17 protein-coding genes are annotated in these 18,737 nt (G+C 65.4%); 9 read left to right on the top strand and 8 right to left on the bottom strand.

From position 1 onward, the window contains the following. Positions 1-10: 10 nt before the first annotated feature. The 6 genes from CKW39_RS03485 to CKW39_RS03465 all read right to left on the bottom strand — a co-directional run bounded on the left by CKW39_RS03485 (position 11) and on the right by CKW39_RS03465 (position 4,756). The gene (locus CKW39_RS03485) at positions 11-967 is read right to left on the bottom strand and encodes an MFS transporter (protein WP_254049255.1); all 957 of its coding nucleotides are present in this window, start codon (positions 965-967) and stop codon (positions 11-13) included. Next, a complete protein-coding gene (locus tag CKW39_RS15240) occupies positions 949-1,347 on the bottom strand; it encodes an MFS transporter (protein ID WP_143469926.1) in 399 nt (132 codons plus the stop codon). Before CKW39_RS15240 ends, CKW39_RS03485 begins: the two co-directional genes overlap by 19 nt. Continuing rightward, the gene (locus tag CKW39_RS03480; protein ID WP_158222901.1) at positions 1,344-2,426 is read right to left on the bottom strand and encodes a MauE/DoxX family redox-associated membrane protein; all 1,083 of its coding nucleotides are present in this window, start codon (positions 2,424-2,426) and stop codon (positions 1,344-1,346) included. Before CKW39_RS03480 ends, CKW39_RS15240 begins: the two co-directional genes overlap by 4 nt. Before the next feature lie 37 nt (positions 2,427-2,463). Next, positions 2,464-2,739, bottom strand: coding sequence for an acyl-CoA carboxylase subunit epsilon (locus CKW39_RS03475; RefSeq protein ID WP_095796777.1), 276 nt, complete (start codon positions 2,737-2,739; stop codon positions 2,464-2,466). Further along, the gene (locus CKW39_RS03470) at positions 2,736-4,319 is read right to left on the bottom strand and encodes an acyl-CoA carboxylase subunit beta (protein ID WP_095796776.1); all 1,584 of its coding nucleotides are present in this window, start codon (positions 4,317-4,319) and stop codon (positions 2,736-2,738) included. The genes CKW39_RS03475 and CKW39_RS03470 overlap by 4 nt, the downstream gene beginning before the upstream one ends. 152 nt (positions 4,320-4,471) lie before the next feature. Then, positions 4,472-4,756, bottom strand: a complete 285-nt coding sequence (locus CKW39_RS03465) for a YciI family protein (protein WP_095796775.1) — start codon at positions 4,754-4,756, stop codon at positions 4,472-4,474. Positions 4,757-4,874: 118 nt separating this feature from the next. Between CKW39_RS03465 and CKW39_RS03460 the strand changes: the two genes are divergently transcribed. From CKW39_RS03460 to CKW39_RS03445, 4 genes are read left to right on the top strand one after another with little or no spacing between them, the layout of a single operon-like run. Continuing rightward, positions 4,875-5,810: a biotin--[acetyl-CoA-carboxylase] ligase gene (locus tag CKW39_RS03460; protein ID WP_095796774.1), complete on the top strand. Its 936-nt coding sequence runs from the start codon at positions 4,875-4,877 to the stop codon at positions 5,808-5,810. Beyond that, entirely contained in the window at positions 5,807-6,400 is a 594-nt protein-coding gene (locus tag CKW39_RS03455; RefSeq protein ID WP_095796773.1) for a hypothetical protein, read from the top strand. The genes CKW39_RS03460 and CKW39_RS03455 overlap by 4 nt, the downstream gene beginning before the upstream one ends. After that, a complete protein-coding gene (locus CKW39_RS03450; RefSeq protein ID WP_095796772.1) occupies positions 6,393-7,553 on the top strand; it encodes an adenylate/guanylate cyclase domain-containing protein in 1,161 nt (386 codons plus the stop codon). The genes CKW39_RS03455 and CKW39_RS03450 overlap by 8 nt, the downstream gene beginning before the upstream one ends. Beyond that, positions 7,550-8,467, top strand: coding sequence for a PP2C family serine/threonine-protein phosphatase (locus CKW39_RS03445; RefSeq protein ID WP_095796771.1), 918 nt, complete (start codon positions 7,550-7,552; stop codon positions 8,465-8,467). Before CKW39_RS03450 ends, CKW39_RS03445 begins: the two co-directional genes overlap by 4 nt. Positions 8,468-8,532: 65 nt before the next feature. On the opposite strand, the gene CKW39_RS03440 is transcribed toward CKW39_RS03445, so the two are convergent. Continuing rightward, positions 8,533-10,647 (bottom strand): acyl-CoA dehydrogenase, encoded by a 2,115-nt coding sequence (locus CKW39_RS03440; RefSeq protein WP_095796770.1) that lies wholly within the window; start codon positions 10,645-10,647, stop codon positions 8,533-8,535. Then, the gene (locus tag CKW39_RS03435) at positions 10,644-11,321 is read right to left on the bottom strand and encodes a TetR/AcrR family transcriptional regulator (protein WP_238663348.1); all 678 of its coding nucleotides are present in this window, start codon (positions 11,319-11,321) and stop codon (positions 10,644-10,646) included. Before CKW39_RS03435 ends, CKW39_RS03440 begins: the two co-directional genes overlap by 4 nt. Positions 11,322-11,394: 73 nt before the next feature. Here CKW39_RS03435 and CKW39_RS03430 point away from each other — a divergent pair, with 73 nt between their 5' ends. The 5 genes from CKW39_RS03430 to CKW39_RS03410 all read left to right on the top strand — a co-directional run bounded on the left by CKW39_RS03430 (position 11,395) and on the right by CKW39_RS03410 (position 18,560). Further along, a complete protein-coding gene (locus tag CKW39_RS03430; protein ID WP_095796768.1) occupies positions 11,395-12,720 on the top strand; it encodes an acetyl-CoA C-acetyltransferase in 1,326 nt (441 codons plus the stop codon). Positions 12,721-12,761: 41 nt separating this feature from the next. Continuing rightward, positions 12,762-14,144, top strand: a complete 1,383-nt coding sequence (locus tag CKW39_RS03425; protein WP_095796767.1) for a 3-oxoacyl-ACP reductase — start codon at positions 12,762-12,764, stop codon at positions 14,142-14,144. Positions 14,145-14,148: 4 nt separating this feature from the next. Further along, positions 14,149-15,222, top strand: a complete 1,074-nt coding sequence (locus CKW39_RS03420) for a MaoC/PaaZ C-terminal domain-containing protein (RefSeq protein ID WP_095796766.1) — start codon at positions 14,149-14,151, stop codon at positions 15,220-15,222. A 157-nt stretch (positions 15,223-15,379) separates the two neighbouring features. Next, positions 15,380-17,698, top strand: a complete 2,319-nt coding sequence (gene ligA, locus CKW39_RS03415; protein ID WP_254049276.1) for an NAD-dependent DNA ligase LigA — start codon at positions 15,380-15,382, stop codon at positions 17,696-17,698. Between the two features lie 4 nt (positions 17,699-17,702). Continuing rightward, a complete protein-coding gene (locus CKW39_RS03410) occupies positions 17,703-18,560 on the top strand; it encodes an inositol monophosphatase family protein (protein ID WP_095796765.1) in 858 nt (285 codons plus the stop codon). The last annotated feature ends 177 nt before the right edge of the window (positions 18,561-18,737 follow it).

The following is an 18,737-nucleotide window of genomic DNA, read 5'->3' as shown; positions in this document are numbered from 1 at the left end:
GCCACATTAGTCACCCTCGGCCAGATGACAAGGTGGGACCGGTGCGGTGCGCGAACCCCAACCACCAACTCGCGAGCAATCCGACCACCGCGAAGCTCACGGTGACCCACCACGTCGCGTGCCAACCGCCCGCGTTCTGGACCAGGAATGCCACGGCCACCGGACCAGCGAACTGACCCAGCGCATTGAACTGCTGGCCTAGACCCAAACTGGTGCTCACGGTGTCCGGCGCGGGAGCCAGCGCCATTTGTTGCGAGATAGCGGTCGACGGGATCAGGCCGCCCACCGCAGAGAACCCGATCACCGCTCCGTAGCGCAGTCCGAAGCGCCATTCCTCGGCGATCAGGGGAGCGATCCCGACTGCAATCACCGCGCACACGGCCATGGTGACGAATCCAATGGTCCACAGGGTCACGGGCTTGACCCCTCGGCCCAGTGCCTGCCCGGCGCTCAGATTGCCCAGGGCATTACATGCCGCGGCTCCGGCACTCAATGCACCGGCGGCCCCCGCCGCAATTCCGGCCTCCGCATAGATCGTGGGGAGGAACAGGATCACGCCATTCCATTGCGCCGTATAACAACCCATGACCAGGGCGGCAGCCCACAGGGGTCCCGTGCTCAGCGTTGCCTTCGCTCGAACACCCACCGAGCGCGCGGCCGGCGGTAGCGTATCCGTCGTCGAGGTCGCGGCCACCGATGACGACGCCGCTCGCGGCCCGCCGTCGTTGCCTCGCCGCGGCGCGGTGCTCGCGTCAGGCGGAATGACCGCGGCCATGGCCACGCCCACGGCCACGGCGAGTGCTGCGGCGCCCAACCACCAGGCACGCCAGCCGATCGTGTCCACGAGGAAACCGCCCGTGAGCTGAGAAATGGCGGCGGCCACGGGGAAGAAGCAACCCCACAGTCCCACGATCGGGGCCAACCGGCGCGGGGGTACGAGCCTGCGAATCAGCGCGGGTGAGGCCACGCAGACCACCCAGAAACCCACGCCCTCCAGGACGCGAGAGGCCAGCAGCAGCCCGGGCCGCGCGCCATAGCACCCAGCACCGAGCCGACCGCCAGGAAGCCGAAACCCCACAGACAGCCCCGGCGCAGCCCGATCGAGTCGTTGAACAGACCCACGATCATGCCCAGCATCATGCCGGCCACCTGAATCACCGCCACGAGCACTCCGGCCTGACCCAGGCTCATGTTCAGCTGCTCGGACAGCGTGCCCAGCGCTGGAGAGAGTTTCCAGACGTGCAGCGCAGCGACCACGCCGCCCGCCACGACCAGCAGTGCCTTGAACGTGCCGTGCTCGTCTCTACTCGACGACTCGTGGTTGAGCGTCGAGGCGCTGGTTGTCACGCGCGGGGAGCCGTTTCGAAACGCTCCACGAGCTCGTCCAACAACTGGGTCACGGCACCGCTGCCCGCTTCGGGTCCGCCCGCCAGCAAGCCGTCTGTGCCCAGGACCACGGCCCACGGGTTGGAAACCATGCCGAATGAACTGGCCAGGGAACGGTCCGGATCCACCAGGGCGTTGGCTCGCAACGACTCCGGCAGTTCGTGGAGTGAGCTGTCGTGGGCCACGATCGTGTGAATGGCCACCGGTCCCAACGTCGCGGGAAGTTCTTGGAGCCGCTCCATGACCGTGATGCACGGACCACAACCGGGGCTCACGTAGAAGAGTGCCCGCGCCTGTGTCTGTGCCATGGTCCGCATGGACACGCGCTGACCGTCACTGTCGACGGCCGAGACGAAAGGAACGGGCAGCCGGACGTAGTCATCGGCGTCGCCAATTTCGTCATCGGGGTGAGTCATGCCGTCGGTGCCGGATGCGACGGGCTGAGAGGTGGCACGCTGAGGATCGAGGTGCTCGGGGAGGGATGGAACGTTGCTCAGCCGACCCGCGCTCAACCCGCGAGGGCTGGCGTGGCCGCGTTCCGTCCACACGATCACGCCGAGGACCAGCAAGGGGACAGCCGCCGCGACCACGGTCCACCACGGCACGGGCAACGCGGGACCCTGGTAAGAACCGGTACTCGTGACGATGAAGGCAAAGGCAGCCAGGGCTACGAACACCAGATTGCGCACCACGGTGCGCCAGGACATGGGTGCGCGGGACAGCGAACCAAAGCATCCACAGGATGCAGGATCACCCTGGCGCACACCGATGCCCACGAACACCGTGAACGCCACGAACAGCACCACGGCCGCGGCTGTGGCCGCCCACAACACGATTCCCGAACTCAAGATGAGCGTCAGAGCCAGGAGGATTTCCACCCAGGGGAGCGCGGTGCGCACGGCCCGCGTATTCACCATGGCGGGCAACGCCAAGACGTTCAGGGCACTCTCATCAGTTTTGCTGGTGAGCAATTTGGCCACACCGCTGGCGATCAATAAGAGGGACAGACTCCACAGCACGCTCGCGACAATGACATTCACGCCCACCATTATGCTGCGGAATTCATGGAAACCGGGGTTAGCTTTCCGGCCGTGTGCGACGCCACGCGCCCCACCCCGGGCGCAGCTTCATGCCCAGGCGCATACGGCGGGATTGCACCCTCGGCACGCGCACGGGAGCGGCGTGTGAATCGTCCGCGGCGGCGTCGTGGGCCATGAACACCGCGGTGAGCGCCGCGAGTTCCTCGGCCGTGGGGTTGCCACGTGTGACCGTGAACAGTGGCTCGCGCTTGTCGTCTGCGTCCACGGAATCCAACCGGGACACCGCCTCGTGTGCCTTGTCGCGGGCGGTCACAGCGGAATGTTCCCGTGCTTCTTGGCGGGCATCGAGGCACGCTTATCGGCCAGGCCGCGCAACGCCTTAATGATTTGCGTGCGGGTCTCGGAGGGAATGATGACCGAATCCACGAAACCGAGCTCGGCGGCCTGGTAGGGGTTCAGCAGATCTTCCTCGAACTTCTGGGCGAGCTCGGCACGCAACTCGGCGGTGTCCTCGCCGTTCTCTGCGGCGGCCTTGAGATCACGACGGTAGAGAATCTCCACCGCACCCTGAGCGCCCATCACGCCGATCTGAGCGGTGGGCCACGCCAGATTGATGTCCGCGCCCAACTTCTTGGACCCCATCACGATGTACGCGCCACCGTAGGCCTTGCGGGTGATCAGCGTGACCATGGGAACGGTCGCTTCGGCATACGCGTATAGCAACTTGGCGCCGCGGCGAATGATGCCGTTGAATTCCTGGTCCGTGCCGGGCAGGAAGCCGGGGACGTCCACGAAGGTCAGAATCGGAATGTTGAAGGCATCGCAGTGGCGCACGAAACGCGCGGCCTTCTCCGACGCTGCGATGTCCAGGGTGCCGGCGAATTGCATCGGCTGGTTGGCCACGATGCCCACCGTCTGACCCTCCACGCGACCGTAACCGACCATCACGTTGGGGGCGTAGAGCTCCTGAATCTGCATGAAGTGACCGTCGTCCACCACGGTCTCGATCACGGTGCGCATGTCGTAGGGCTGATTGGCCGAATCCGGAATGAGCGTGTCCAGCTCCAGATCCTCGTCGTCGATCTCCAAGATTTGATCGTGCTCCATGCGCGGGGAGTCCTGCAGGTTGTTGCCCGGCAGGTACTCGAGCAGCTCGTGCACGAAGTCGAAGGCATCCTGCTCATCGGCCGCCAGGTAGGCCGCGGTGCCGGTGCGCTCGTTGTGGGAGCGGGCACCACCCAGGGTTTCCATGTCCACTTCTTCACCGGTGACGGTCTTGATCACGTCCGGGCCGGTGATGAACATGTGGGAGGTCTTGTCCACCATGACCACGAAGTCCGTCAGGGCGGGGGAGTACGCGGCACCGCCGGCGCACGGGCCCATGATCAGCGAGATCTGGGGAACCACACCCGAGGAACGCACGTTCATGCGGAAGATGTCCGCGAACATCGCCAGGGAAGCCACGCCCTCCTGAATGCGAGCGCCACCGCCGTCGTTGATGCCGATCACGGGGCAACCGTTACGCAGAGCGAACTTCTGGACCTTGACGATCTTTTCGCCGTTGACCTGGGACAGCGAACCGCCGAACACGCCGAAGTCCTGGGAGTACACGGCAACCAAACGTCCGTCCACGGTGCCGTAACCGGTCACCACGCCGTCACCCAGCAGCTTCTTCTTCTCCATGCCGAACATGGTGCTGTGGTGCACGGCCATGGCATCGAACTCGACGAAGGAGTCCAGGTCCAGCAGCATCTCGATGCGCTCACGGGCGGTGTTCTTACCGCGCGAGTGCTGCTTCTCGACCGCCGCGTCGCCAGCGGGCCGCTCGGACTTCTCACGGCGCTCGCGGAAATCGGCGATCTTGCCTGCGGTGGTGGTCAGGTCGTGGCTCATGGCACCTCGCGTTGTCTCGGTCCGGTACAAGGGTGGGAGTACCGGTGTCCCAGGTTCAGGACGTCACAAGTTTATTCTGCGGGGTGGCCCATGCCTTTGTAGGGGTCCCACAATCCCGTGACGGGTTCTTTCACGTGATCATTCCCAGGGGATCATGCCCAAGCGCCGGTGTTGATGCTCCACTCGCGCACGGTGTGTTCGGTGACGGCTCCCTGGACCACCAACGGATCCTCGGCCAGAATGGCGTGGACCTCCTGGTCGCTTTCGGCCGAGAACACGAGCAGGGCTCCCGCAGCGCCGTCGTCCGTGAATGGCCCGGACCCCATGACCTTGCCCCGCTGGGCCAGCTCGCCCAGGTAGGCGCGGTGTGCGGGTCGGTGTTCGTTGAGAACCTCCACCGGGCCACCGTAGGAATAGGTCACTGCAAAAATGCTCATGGTTGCCTTTCACCGGCCGTCATGTTGGATTACTCCCGTTCAGCTTATGCCCCGACAGCGGCGGTAGACATAAGCTGAGAAATGTCGATCTTCACGTCCCCTCTAAGGAGTCGCCCGCATGGACCCCACTGCCCTGGAACCGGCAGCGGATTTCCACGCTGATCAGCTGCAGGCCGAGCTGACAGACTCTGGATTCACTTCCGTGACCGTGCTCGATCAGGTCGAATCGACCAATGTCTGGCTCGCCGACCAGGTGAGGCAGACTGGCGGCACTGATCTGAGCGCCGTCGTCACCGGTTTTCAGAGCGCAGGCAAGGGCCGGCTGGACCGACACTGGTTCACACCCCCGGGCGTGGCGCTCACCTTTTCCGTGGCCTGCACACCGCGCACGGCGGCGGGTGTTCCGTGGCCTGTGGAATACGTCCCGTGGCTCACGCTGCTGATGGCCCACAGCGTGACGCGTGCGGTTCGGGGCACCGCACGCGTTCCCGCGGTGATCAAGTGGCCCAATGACGTGCTTGTTGACTCACGCAAGTTGTGCGGCGTGTTGGCCACACTGATCAACCACCCGGGTAGTTCCGTTCCCAGCGCTGTGGTGGGTGCCGGACTGAACGTGAGCCAGCGTCACCTCCCGATCCCCACAGCCACGTCCCTGCGCCTTGAGGCAGGCAACGACGCCGCCGTGCCCGACCGCCAGACGCTGCTCACCGAGATCTTGCGAGAGTTCGCTCGCTGCTATCACCTGGTGAGCCAGGACCCCGGTGCAGCGCTCGGTCCGGGTGGCGACATGCGCGCCGTCCTGGAATCCGAGCTGGATACTCTCGGTCGTCGCGTGGCGCTCCACCTACCCGGTTCCACCGTGCCCGAACAGGCCGTGGCCGAAGGTTTGGGAACCTCGGGCGAGCTGATCGTGCGCGGCGATCAAAGAACGGCGCGCGCCTTGTCCGCCGGCGACGTCGTCCACGTGCGTCCCGCACCCGGCGCGGCTAGGACGGCTGCCGAGCAGTGCGCACTCGACGACGTCGCTCGAATCACCGCGGGAGAGCGGGCATGAGGCCGAAAAACCGCCTGGTCCTCAGGCAGGGCGAGGAAACGATCGTGTCCACCCGTGCGCACCCCATCCGGCTGGTGGGGCCCGCCGTGATTGCGTGGTGCACCGTGCTGCTGTACTCGGCGCTGCAGCGACTCCTGGACCTGACCTGGCGACCCTACGAAGCGCCGTGGACCACCCTGCACTCGCTGGTCGGTTGGATCATCACCCTGGCGGCCCTGTGGGTGGCCTACCGTTACGTGCTGCTCCCGGCGTGGCGCTGGCTGCGCACCGTGTTCGTGCTGACCAATCAACGCCTCGCCCTTACCGGCCCTCCGGCCAAGGACAACGTGGTGGCCCTGCCGTTGGACGCCCTGCGCGGCGCGCGAGTGGTAGCGCCCACGGGACTGTTCGCCATGCTGACCCGCGGAGTGGGCCGGGGAACGGTCATGGCGGACTTCGGGGCGCTGGGTGGCCTCAAACTGGCGGCGTGTCCGCAACCGGACGCCATGGTTGACCTGGTCCAACAGTCCGGACGGCCCGCTGGCAATTACAGTAGGTCTGGCATGACCACATCATCGAGCAGCAGTTTCCAAGGAGGGCCGCGTGGCTGAAGACCCCAACGAGCGCCCAGACCAGCCCGTGGTCGGTCCCCAGACCGAGCAGATCAACCTCAATCTCCACAACCCGGTGCAGTCCAACCTGTACGGGTCGGAGGAGTCCAAAGCGGCCGTGAAGAACCTCGATCAGCTGCTGCTGGGTTCCGAGCGCAACCTCAAACGCCGAGAGACCGCGCATGCCGCGGAACTGTCCACGGCGTCCGCGCGGAAGATCTGGCGAGCGCTGGGATTTCCGAATCTCAGCGAGGACGAGGTGTATTTCACCCAGGAGGACGTCCGGGCCCTGCGCGTGGTGTCAGACCTCGTGCAGCGGGACCGACTGTCGGAAGAAGCAGCGCTGTCCCTGGCCCGTTCCGTGGCCCAGCTCTCCGACCGCATGGTCGTGTGGCAGATCGAGGCGCTCGTCGAGGACATGGTGGCTCACCAGGGCATGACGGACGCTCAGGCACGGCGCGAACTGCTCCATGTCCTGCCGGAGATGGTGGGCCCGCTCAAGAAGCTGCTCGACTATTCCTGGCGGCGCCAGCTCTCGGCTGCCGTGCAGCGACTCGCAATGCGCGGTGAACGCGCGGACGGTTCCACGGAAAGCCTGGGTGAACACGTCTCGGACGTGGGCGGATCGTCGCTGCCGCTGGCCCGCGGCGTGGGATTCGCTGACCTGGTCTCCTATACATCCCTGTCACGACAAATGAACGAGCGCACCCTGGCGAATCTGGTGCAGCGCTTCGAAAAGCGGTGCGCGGAAATCATTTCCATGGGTGGCGGACGCGTGATCAAGACCATCGGCGACGAGGTCATGTTCCTGTCGGAGACACCCCAGGGCGGTGCCCAGATCTCATTGGCCCTGTCCCGACTGATCAAGAACGACCCGCTGCTTCCGCAGGCCCGAGTGGCCTTCGTCTGGGGGCGCGTGCTGCCGCGACTGGGTGACCTCTACGGCCCCACCGTGAACCTGGCCTCCCGGCTGGTTGCGCTCACCGATCCCGGTGGAGTGGTGGTGGATGCGTCCACGGCATCGGTGCTGAAGAACGACGACCGTTTCGTGTTGACCCCGCAACCTTCCCGGAACGTGCGTGGCTTTGGCGACGTGCAACCGGTGTCCATTACCCAGGGTCAAGGGCCCCGGCTGGAAGACGAGGACGAATGAGCATTTCTCTGGCCATCCGATCGGGCGGTGTCACCGATCGTGGGCTGCGCCGGGAATCCAATGAGGATGCCCTGGTCGTCACCGACAACATGGTTGCCGTCGCGGACGGTATGGGCGGTCACGAGGCCGGCGAGGTCGCCAGTGCCCTGTGCGTCTCCACCCTGGGCTCATCCGAGCTGTTCACGCTCGAGAACTTCTTGGACTACCAGATCGTGGAACCCCAACCCGGACTGGACGTGTCCCGGTTCCGGGCCACGATCGACCGTCAGCTGAAGCTCGATCCGGACGTCCCCAACGAGTCGCTCGAGGCCGTGCACCGCTTGCGGTCAGTACTGTGGGAAGCCGACCAGTCCATCCAGGACCAGTGCGGCACCCGCGCCGGCACCACGGTCACCGGTGCGTGGCTCGTGGAAATCGCGGGGCACTGGTTGTGGCTGATCTTCAACGTGGGCGACTCGCGCACCTATGAACTCACGGGTCCCGGTGTGGGCGAGCGACCCACCGATCCCGAGCACCCCGTTGGCGTGAGCCAGTTGACCGTGGATCACTCCGAGGTCCAGTACCTCGTGTCCATCGGACAGCTCACCCCCGCTCAGGCACTGGTGCACCCGCGACGCAACGTGATCACCCGCGCCCTGGGCACCGGCCAGGTGTGGGAACCTGACATCATCGTGATTCCGGCCCGCCCGGGTCAGCGACTGCTCATGTGCTCGGACGGTCTCACCGGGGAGCTGTCCCCGGCGCACATCGCCCGGGTCCTGCACGCGGTGCAGCACCCCAAGGAAGCCGCGGACGTGCTGCTCCAGGCCGCCCTTCGCACCGGTGGTCGGGACAACGTGACGCTGATCGTCGCGGACGTCCTCGAGGCCGACGACCCCCGCGTCAACACCGGCAGCATCAAACGCATCAGCTAGGACGTTGAACGCCGACGCCGCCCGCGAGAGTCTCGCGGGCGGCGTCGGCGTTTTCGGGTTGAATCTTACGCGTGGTGACCGCGCGTCTCGGCCTTGGGGTCGCGGGCCGGCTTGGCCTCCTTGGCGGGGGCGTCACCGCTGGCGCGCAAGCGACGGAAGTACGTGTCCGCCTCCTGCTGGCGCTCTTCCTCCACGGTTCCCGCGATTTCGGCGCGCAGCAGCTCGGGGCTGAGACCGAAGGAGTCCACGAGTTGCAGGGCGTACGGACGCAAACGGGCGATCAACCGGTTCACGTAGCTTTCCAACGCGCGGCCGCGGCGCATCGAGAGCCGACCGTAGGCCAGGTACCAGCCCAGGTTCTCCTCGAGCAGGTGCAGTCCGAACAGATCACGCAGCCAGGTGAGCACGCGCTTGGTGCCGGGGTCCTGGATCTTCTCGAGGCCCTCGGTGAAGGCTTCCCACTGCAGCAGCTGAGCGTGTGACCGGGCGGCCTCGATCAGTCGATGCTGGTTGTTGTTGAAGACCTCGGCCTTCTCACTCTTGGACTTGCGTGCCACTGCGCGCATCTCGTCCGCGACGTCCTCGATGATCGTTTCGACGCGGTCCATCAGGAGGGCGCGCTGGGCCTCGGGATCGCGCAGGGCGTTGACCGACTTGCGGGCGTCCCCGGTGTCCGTGAAGGCCTGTGTGAGCTTGCGCAACCCGGAGCGGTTGAATCCCGCCTCGGTGGCTCGGTCCGCCACGTAGCGAGCCATCACGCCCACATCCGCGTTCTTGAACTCGTCCGAGTAATCGGTCAGTAGGCGCTTGGCGACCAGCTGCAGGAGCACCGTGTTGTCGCCCTCGAAAGTCGCGTAGATATCCAGGTCGGCACGCAGCTGGGGGATGCGGTTCTTGGCCATGAACCCGGCGCCGCCGCAGGCCTCGCGGGCCTCCTGGAGGGTGTCCAGGGCACTCCACGTGGACATCGACTTGAAGGCGGCGGCCAGGGTTTCCAGGTCCTGACGGTTGCCGTCCGAGTCGTCCTCGCCGGAGAAGACCTCGTGGAATTTATCCAACAGTTGCTGGTGCGCAAAGATCATCGCGTAGGTCTCCGCAATGCGGGGGATCAGTCGACGCTGGTGCTGCTGGTAGTCCAAGAGTGTCTGCTCGCGAATATCAGAGTCCGTGTTGAACTGGCGGCGCTGCTCGGCGTAGCGAACGGCAATGCTCAGGGCCATCTGATTGGCCAGCACGGCTGCACCGTCCAAGGAGACGCGACCTTGCACCAGGGTGCCGATCATCGTGAAGAAGCGGCGTCCCGGAGAGACGATAGGGGAGGAGTACTCGCCGTTCTCGTCCACCGCGCCGTACTTGTTGAGCAAATTGAACCGCGGAACTCGCACGTTGGTGAAGTGCAGGCGGCCGTTGTCCACGCCGTTGAGTCCACCCTTGCGGCCGTCGTCCTCGCCGCCGACACCCGGCAGGAACTCACCGTTGTCATTGCGGATGGGCACGTACAGGCAGTGCACTCCGTGGTTGACACCCTTGACGATCAGCTGGGCGAAGACCACCGCGGCCTTGCCGTGGACAGCCGCGTTACCGAGGTAGTCCTTCCAGGCAGCCTTGAACGGGGTGTGGATCTCGAACTCGTCCGACTCGGGAAGGTACGTGGCGGTCGTGCCGATGGATGCGACGTCGGAGCCGTGACCGATCTCCGTCATCGCGAACACACCGGGAGTGTTGAGGTTCAGGATGTCCGGGAGCCACTCGAGGTGGTGCTCCTTGGAGCCCAGGTTGAGCACGGCCGAACCGAACAGCCCCCACTGCACACCGGACTTGATCTGCAGGGAAGGGTCAGCCAGTACCAGCTCCTCGAAGGCGGAGACATTGGCTCCCGGGCTGTTGGATCCACCCAAGTACTCGGGCACACCCACTAGTGCGGTGCCGGCATCGCGCAGGATCTTGACCTGCTCGAACGTCAGTTCGCGCTGATCCTCGAAGGTGAGGTTGTGATTGCTGTGCAGCCGCGGATCCAGGGCGCGTTCGCGGGCGGCCTTGCGGGCTTCGGGCCAGCGACCCAACAGCACTTCGCCCAGACCGGCCACGTCGATGTGCGTAGGCAGCGCGGCGTCCTCGGACACCCGGGCCATGTGTTGAGTGGAGGTGTGCGCTTCGGGGCGGGAAGTTGTAGTCATCATGACTCCTGAGGGGTTGTCTGAGCAGAGGTTTCGTCTGCGGAGAGCGTGGTGTATGTGTCCGGCCGTAAGCCCTGAACGGCCCAGTCGGTGATGAGTTGGCTCATGGCGGGCCGGTCCGGTTTGTCCTCGGTGTCCGGCAAGGCGAGCCAGGCCTCGCCGGCACCGCGGACCATGCCCACCGTGGACGCTGCCCAGCACTGCAACAGCGCCTCGGGCATGGCCTGTTCGCCGCGGTGGCGAATGTGCTGGTCCATGAGCAATTGGCAGACAGAATCCAGGAACTGTTCGATGGCCGAATCCCCATCCGCCGGGGCGGTGACCACGAACCGGTAGACATCCGCGGAGGCCTCCACCGACTTGAGGTACTCCTTCACCAACGCGTGCACCGTGGCCGCGAACGAGTCCGCCTCGTGTGCTGCCGCGACCATGCGGGTTCGCATTCGGGATACGAAGTATTCACCCACGGCCGCTTGTACGCCGGACTTGTCTTTGAAATACCGGTAGAAGACCGACTTGGAGGTGCCGCACGCGGTGGCGATTTCCTCCATGGAAATGCCCGCACCGTGGGTGGCCACCGCGTCTCGCGCGGCGGTGATCAGTTCGATGCGTCGTTTGGCGCGGTGACGCTGCCACCGCGAATTCCGACCATCAACGTTCTCTGAGACCTGTTTCACGATACCGAGAGTATCAGCTACTCTGGGTTTCAGGTGATTCGCACCACATCAATCTACGAGGAGCAGCTCTTTCATGGACAACATCCAGCAGAACGCCCAGCAGTCCCTTCGCCGCGCCGTGGTGGTCGCGGGCAACCGCATTCCCTTCGCTCGCGCGGGTGGTGCTCACGCGAACGCCTCGAACCAGGACATGCTCACCGCAGCCATTGACGGCCTGGTGGCACGCGCCGGGATCTCGGGCGAACGTCTGGGCGCCGTGGCCGGCGGCGCCGTGCTCAAGCACTCCCGGGATTTCAACCTCACGCGCGAGGCCGTGCTGGGCTCTGCCCTGGACCCCGCAACCCCGGCGTTCGACATTCAGATGGCCTGCGCGACCGGCATGGAAACCGTGAGCACGATCTCCAACAAGATCCGCGTGGGCCAGATCGAGGCCGGTATCGCCGGTGGCGTGGACTCCGCCTCGGACGCCCCAATTGCCGTGAGCGAGGGCTTGCGCCGCGCCCTGCTGCAGTTGCAGCGCGCCAAGACCCCCACTCAGAAGCTCAAGGCGCTCAAGAACCTGCGCCCCAACGATTTGGTGCCCGCCGCTCCCACCACGGGCGAGCCCCGCACCGGACTGAGCATGGGTGAACACCAGGCCCTGACCACCCAGCAGTGGGGCGTGAGCCGCGAGGACCAGGACCAGATCGCGGCGTCGTCGCACCAGAACCTGGCGGCCGCCTACGATCGCGGCTTCTTTGACGACCTGGTCACCCCGTTCAAGGGCGTGTCCAAGGATAACAACATGCGCGCGGACTCCACCGTGGAGAAGCTATCGACCCTGAACCCCGTGTTCGGCAAGAAGCTCTCCGGCGAGGCCACCATGACCGCCGGTAATTCCACGCCACTCACGGACGGCGCCTCCGCCGTGCTGATCACCAGCGAGGACTGGGCCAGCGAGCACCACCTCACACCCTTGGCCGAGGTGGTCGACTCCGAGGCCGCCGCGGTGGACTTCGTCAGCGGCAACGAGGGCCTGCTCATGGCCCCCGCCTACGCCGTGCCGCGTCTGTTGGCCCGTCAGGGTCTGACGCTGCAGGACATGGATCTGATCGAGATCCACGAGGCCTTTGCCTCCACCGTGCTGGCCATCATGGCCGCGTGGGAGTCCGAGGAGTTCTGCCGCGACCGCCTGGGCCTGTCCGAGCCCGTGGGCACCGTGGACCGGTCCAAGCTCAACGTGAACGGCTCGTCGCTGGCCGCAGGACACCCGTTCGCCGCGACCGGCGGCCGCATTGTGGCCTCCACCGCCAAGGAACTCGCCGCCCGCGCCAAGGCAGAAGGCCGTCCGCAGACCGCGCTGATCTCGGTGTGCGCCGCCGGTGGTCAGGGTGTGGCCATGATCCTGCGTTCCGTCTAAGACGCATTCCCCCACAGATTTACGACATACAGGAGCTTCGAGTGGCAGACACATATTTGGACCTGGTCAATTCCGGACTGGGTAAGCAGGTCGCGAGCAAGCTGGGCCTCCCCAAACCGACCAAACTGCGCCGCTACCGCGCCGGTAGTGATTTCCCCGAGGGTTCCGTTCTGGTCCTGGGCAAGGGTCAGGTCGCCGACGCCGCCGCCCAGGCCATGCTCGACTGGAACCTTGACGTGCGCCGCCACGCCCAGGAAGTGGACCGCGTGGGTGCGGTGATCATCGACTACACCGAGGCCAAGACGCCTTCGGACCTGGGCAAGGCCGCCCTCGAACTGTCCTCGGTGCTGCGCAAGCTGCGGTCCGGGGGACGGGTCATCACGTTGTCGCGACCCGCGGCAGGAATCGGAATCGGAGCGGCGTCGGGAACCCCGGCGGACACCGCTGCCCAGGAACCCGCAGTGGCTGCGGCGCGCCAGGGCGTGGTGGGCCTGTTGCGTTCGGCCGCCCAGGAAATGCGCGGCGGTACCACGGCCAACGGCATCCTGATTGCCGACGGCGTGGCAGCGGACGCGCCGTCCGTGGTGGGTGCTCTGCGGTTCTTCCTGTCCGGGCGCAGCGCGTTCGTGGACGGGCAGTTCCTCACGGTGACCGATGAGCGCGGCGAGTCCACCGAGAACTGGGATCAGCCGGTGGCCGGCAAGGTCGCGGTGGTGACCGGAGCCGCCCGTGGCATCGGCGCACAGATCGCCCGGACGCTGGCGCAGGCCGGTGCCAGGGTCATCGTGGTGGACGTTCCCGCAGCCGGTGAGGCGCTCACCAAGCTCGCCAACGAGCTGCACATCTCCGCCCTTCAGCTGGACGTGACGGACCCGAAGGCGGGGGAGAAGATTCTCAATCTGGCGTCCGAGCGCTACGGAAAGCTGGACCTGCTGGTCCACAATGCGGGCATCACACGCGACAAGATGCTGGCCAACATGGATCAGGCCAAGTGGGACTCCGTGATCGCGGTGAACATCGAGTCCCAGCTGCGCATTACCCAGGCCGTGCTGGACTCCGACAAGCTCGGGGAGCACCCGCGCATCGTGTGCCTGGCCTCGACGAGTGGTGTTGCCGGTAACCGCGGCCAGACCAATTACGCGGCCTCCAAGGCGGGCGTCATCGGCGCCGTTGCGGCCACGGCCTCACTGATCGCGGAGAAGGGCGGCACCATCAACGCGGTGGCACCGGGGTTCATCGAGTCCGAGATGACGGCCAAGATCCCGGCGGCCCGCCGCCAGATCTCACGTCGCCTCAACTCCCTGCAGCAGGGCGGTCTCCCGGAGGACGTCGCGCAGACCATCACCTTCCTGCTGTCGGACGCAGCGGGCGGAATCAACGGCCAGACACTCCGCGTGTGCGGCCAGAACCTTGTGGGAGCGTAGGACCATGACCCGTTCAGCTGAACAGTTACCCACCGTCCCCGAGAACTACGAACAAGTCCAACCGGCCGCCAAGCCGAACCTTGGGCTCTTGTACGCCACGGCCGGTGCCAGCGCCGCCGGTGGTTTCGCGAGCGACGCCGCCGCACGCGCCTTGCCGGCATTGCGCAAGTCCCCGCTGGGCAAGGTGCTCCCCGCATCACTCCTGAACCGCGGGGGAGACCGGTTGCGAGCCGCCTTGGAAGTTCCCAAGATCGCGCACGTGGTCGAGGGCCTGACAGTGGATGCCGAGTGGCACGAGAAATTCTGCCGCGTGGTGCACGCGACTCCCAGACCGTTGGTTCCTGGATCGTCCGAGACCGCGGTGTTCTCCGGTGCCCTGCACTCCTTGGCATTCCCCGTAGCCATGTCCGTGCTGACCCGGCAGGATTTCCCTTTGCCCGTTATGGGCATGGTGCACCTGACCAACAGCGTGCAGCACGTCATGAACGTGGCAGTGGGTGAAGAACTCACCGCGACGGCCTGGACGGAGAACCTGCGCACCCACCGCGCTGGGACTGTTGTGGACGCCGTCGTCACCCTGACCCGAAACGACGGAACCGTCGTGTGGGCGGGGCGTTCCGGTTATCTGGCCAAGGGCCAAACCGCGGCCATCGCCGGTGAAGGTGCGCGTACGAGCGAGGAAGAGTGGACGGACTCCTCGTTGACCGTGCCTTTCAATGCCCCCCAGCAAACCGCGCAGTGGTCGCTCAAAGCGGACACGGGGCGTGAGTACGCCGGGGTGAGCGGGGACTACAACCCCATTCACCTCTCGGGTCCGTCGGCCAAGGCGTTGGGCATGAAGGGTGCAATCGCGCACGGGATGTACACCGCGTCCCGCGCGCTCGCGGCCACCGGGGTGCCTTCCGAGGTGCCGTTCTCTTGGTCGGTCGAGTTCGCAGCACCCGTGTTGCTGCCCGCAACCGTGGCCGTGTCCGTTCACGACGACGGGCGCCGCGAACACTGGAACGGCTCCCGCGTGATCGCCTGGAACCCCAAGCGGAACAAGCCGCACTTGGAACTGGTGGTCAAGCCGTTGTAACGGCACATGAGGACGGTTTGATCCGACGCGTGTGAAGGACGGTGCGACCGAGATGCAAATGGTCTCGGTTGCACCGTCCTTTTCGCTGTGGGCCGGCCGATGACCACTGCAGCATGTCCGAGCCGTGGGACACAATGGTGTGGTGAGCGAGAACAAGGTGACGAAAACTCAGCAGGCCACGGATGCGTCCGGGCAGGATCTCAATCCGGACGAGCCCAGTGAGGCGCTGCGTGAGGAGTACGCGGAACTGTCGGATCGTGTCCGAGAGGCACGAACCGCGTATTACGTGAACGACCAGCCCAGCATCTCGGACGCCGAGTACGACGAGCTGTACCGCAAGCTCGAAGAGTTCGAGGCTCTGAACCCTCACCTCGTGGCCAATGATTCGCCCACGCAAGAAGTGGGTGGCGAGGTCTCCGCAGCCTTCGCGCCGGTCAAGCACCTTGAGAAGATGTACTCCCTGGAGGACGTGTTCTCGACCGACGAGCTCACCGCCTGGCTCACGCGGGCCGAAGCGCAGATCGCCAATCTCCCTGGCGCACCCAAGGTCCAGTGGCTGTCCGAGGTCAAGATCGACGGTCTGGCCGTGAACTTGCTCTATCGAAACGGCGATCTCGTGCGAGCCGCGACCCGCGGTGACGGCACAACCGGTGAAGACATCACCCACAACGTGGCAACCATCAAGGACATCCCACAGAAGCTCACCGGCGAGAATCTCCCGCAGGAGGTCGAGATCCGCGGTGAAGTGTTCATCTCGTCCAAGGACTTCCGAACGCTCAACGAGCACATCGTGGAGGAAGGGCGAGCTCCGTTCGCCAACCCGCGTAATGCCGCGGCAGGGTCGCTGAGGCAGAAGGACCCGCAGGTCACCGCGCGCAGGCCGCTGTCGATGTTCGTGCACGGCATTGGCGCCGCGCAGGGCTTCGACTTGGAGAGCCAGTCCGAGGCCTATGACGTATTGAAGTCCTGGGGGCTTCCGGTCAGCCCGTACTCCAAGGTGCTGGACAGCATCGACCAGGTGTTGACGTTCATCGAGGAGTTCGGCACCCAGCGCCACGACCTGCTCCATGAGATCGACGGCATTGTCATCAAGGTCAACGACCGCCGCACCCAGTTCCGACTGGGCTACACCTCTCGCGTGCCCCGCTGGGCCGTGGCCTATAAGTACCCGCCGGAAGAGGTCAATACCAAACTCCTGGACATTCGGGTCAACGTGGGGCGCACCGGTCGCGTGACCCCGTACGGCGTGATGGAACCCGTGAAAGTTGCCGGTTCCACGGTCGAGATGGCCACCCTGCACAACCAGGACGTCGTCAAGGCCAAGGGCGTGCTGATCGGGGACACAGTGGTGCTCCGCAAGGCAGGGGACGTGATTCCGGAGATCGTGGGCCCGGTGGTGGCTCTGCGTGACGGTTCCGAACGCGAGTTCGTGATGCCCACGCACTGTCCCAACTGCGGCACCGAGCTGCGCCCCGCCAAGGAGGGCGATGTTGATATTCGCTGCCCCAACGCCGAAAGCTGCCCAGCCCAACTCATGGAGCGGGTATCCCACGCAGCCGGCCGCGGCGCGTTCGATATCGAAGCACTCGGCGACGAAGCCGCCAAGGCGCTTACCCAGCCCGTACCGCTGGACGCGCCCGATGGCACCGAGTTCTCCGAGCCGCCCCTGCGCAATGAGGCACGGTTGTTCGATCTGACAGCGGCGGACCTCGAACACATCCAGATCTGGCGCGAGGCCAAGCGAACGACCACGGACAAGGAAACCGGCGAGAAAACCCAGAAAGTCACCCTCCAGCTGGTTCCGTACTTCTGGACCAAGGCCACCAAGACCAAACCCAGCGTCCCGTCGAAGACCACGGAGCAGATGTTCGAGGAGCTCGAGAAGGCCAAGTCCAAGGAACTGTGGCGCGTGTTGGTAGCGCTGTCGATCCGTCACGTGGGACCGACCGCCGCGCGCTCGCTCGCCACTGCCTTCCGCTCGATGCAGGCGATTCGTGACGCGGACGAGGAAACGCTGGCGGGCACCGACGGCGTGGGGCCGGTTATCGCACAGGCGGTCAAGGAGTTCTTCAGCGAGGACTGGCGCCGGAACGTGGTCGATACGTGGGCTGCGGCTGGCGTCCGCATGGAAGAAGAGATCGACGAATCCACGCCACGAACTCTGGAGGGCGTGACCGTGGTGGTCACGGGATCGCTGGAGAATTACAGCCGCGACTCCGCCAAGGAAGCCATCCTGGTGCGCGGGGGCAAAGCGTCTGGCTCGGTATCCAAGAAGACTGACTTCTTGGTCGCGGGGGAGAATGCGGGGTCCAAGCTGGACAAGGCCGAGTCTTTGGGAGTCCCGGTGCTGGACGAGGCCGGATTCGAACAACTGCTCACAGAGGGGCCTTCAGCCTTCGGTGATGATGACGGCGATAATGCCGCCGAGCACGACGCAGGCACAGCAGAAAACCCGACCGAAATGCAGGAGAGCTGAACACATGGATCGCGTACTCGAGGGCCTGGGCCCGGACACCACCGAACTCGAAGAGCTTCTGGAAACGGCATTCCACGCTGCGGCTGCCGGCGCGGCAGTTCTGGAGAAGCGGGACGAGTCCGAGTTCGACGCCGTCAACAAGACGTCCGCGGGGGACTGGGTCACTGCCTTCGACGTCGCCGCGGAGAACGCCGTGGTCGACGTGCTGCGCGCCGAGCGCCCCTGGGACGCCATCACGGGTGAGGAATCGGGCACGCACGTGCCGGAGAACCGCTCGCCGGTGCGCTGGTCCGTGGACCCCTTGGACGGCACTACGAACTTCATCCGGGACATCGTTTACTACGCCACATCGGTGGCCGCCTGTGACGACCAGGGCAATTGGCTCGTGGGCGTGGTACACGCGCCGGCTCTCGGACGCATCTACTACGCCGTGCGCGGCATGGGTGCGTGGGTGCGCCGTGACGGCAAGGACTCGAGACTCACGGGGCCTGTGCCGGATCGAACCGGCGCCCTCTATGGAACCGGGTTCTCCTACGATCCCGTGATCCGCCGCGAACAGTTCGGAAATTTTCTGGACACCATGGACCACTACACGGACATGCGTAGGCTCGGAGCGGCGTCGTTGGATCTCTGCATGGTGGCTGACGGGACACTGGACGGTTACTCGGAACGAGGGCTCCACGAACACGACTGGGCTGCGGGAGCATTGATCGCCGAGGAAGCAGGCGCTCACGTGCAGCGCCCAGACCTGCCGGCACCCACCGCACTTCGTGGTTCCGACCAGGACGAACACGGTTACGCGGAGCACTATGAGCGGGTGCGGAGCACCACGATCATCGGAGCCTCCGCGCGCGCTACATAGCCGTTCTACGCCACCGTTATCAAATCTCTATCATCCCGTTACATGTGCTTAACCTCACACACAGTTGACCCCTAGCGACCGGGTGTCATAGCGTGGCATGCGTCGTGCGCCCCGCGGGTGCACGGGCTGTGTCCCCCAAGGGGATGCGCCAGAACTTTGGGAATTGATTTGGCGTAA

The sequence above is a fragment of the Kocuria sp. WRN011 genome (assembly GCF_002295155.1).
Classification (GTDB): Bacteria; Actinomycetota; Actinomycetes; order Actinomycetales; family Micrococcaceae; genus Kocuria; species Kocuria carniphila.
This window is presented reverse-complemented; position numbering and strand designations above follow the sequence as displayed.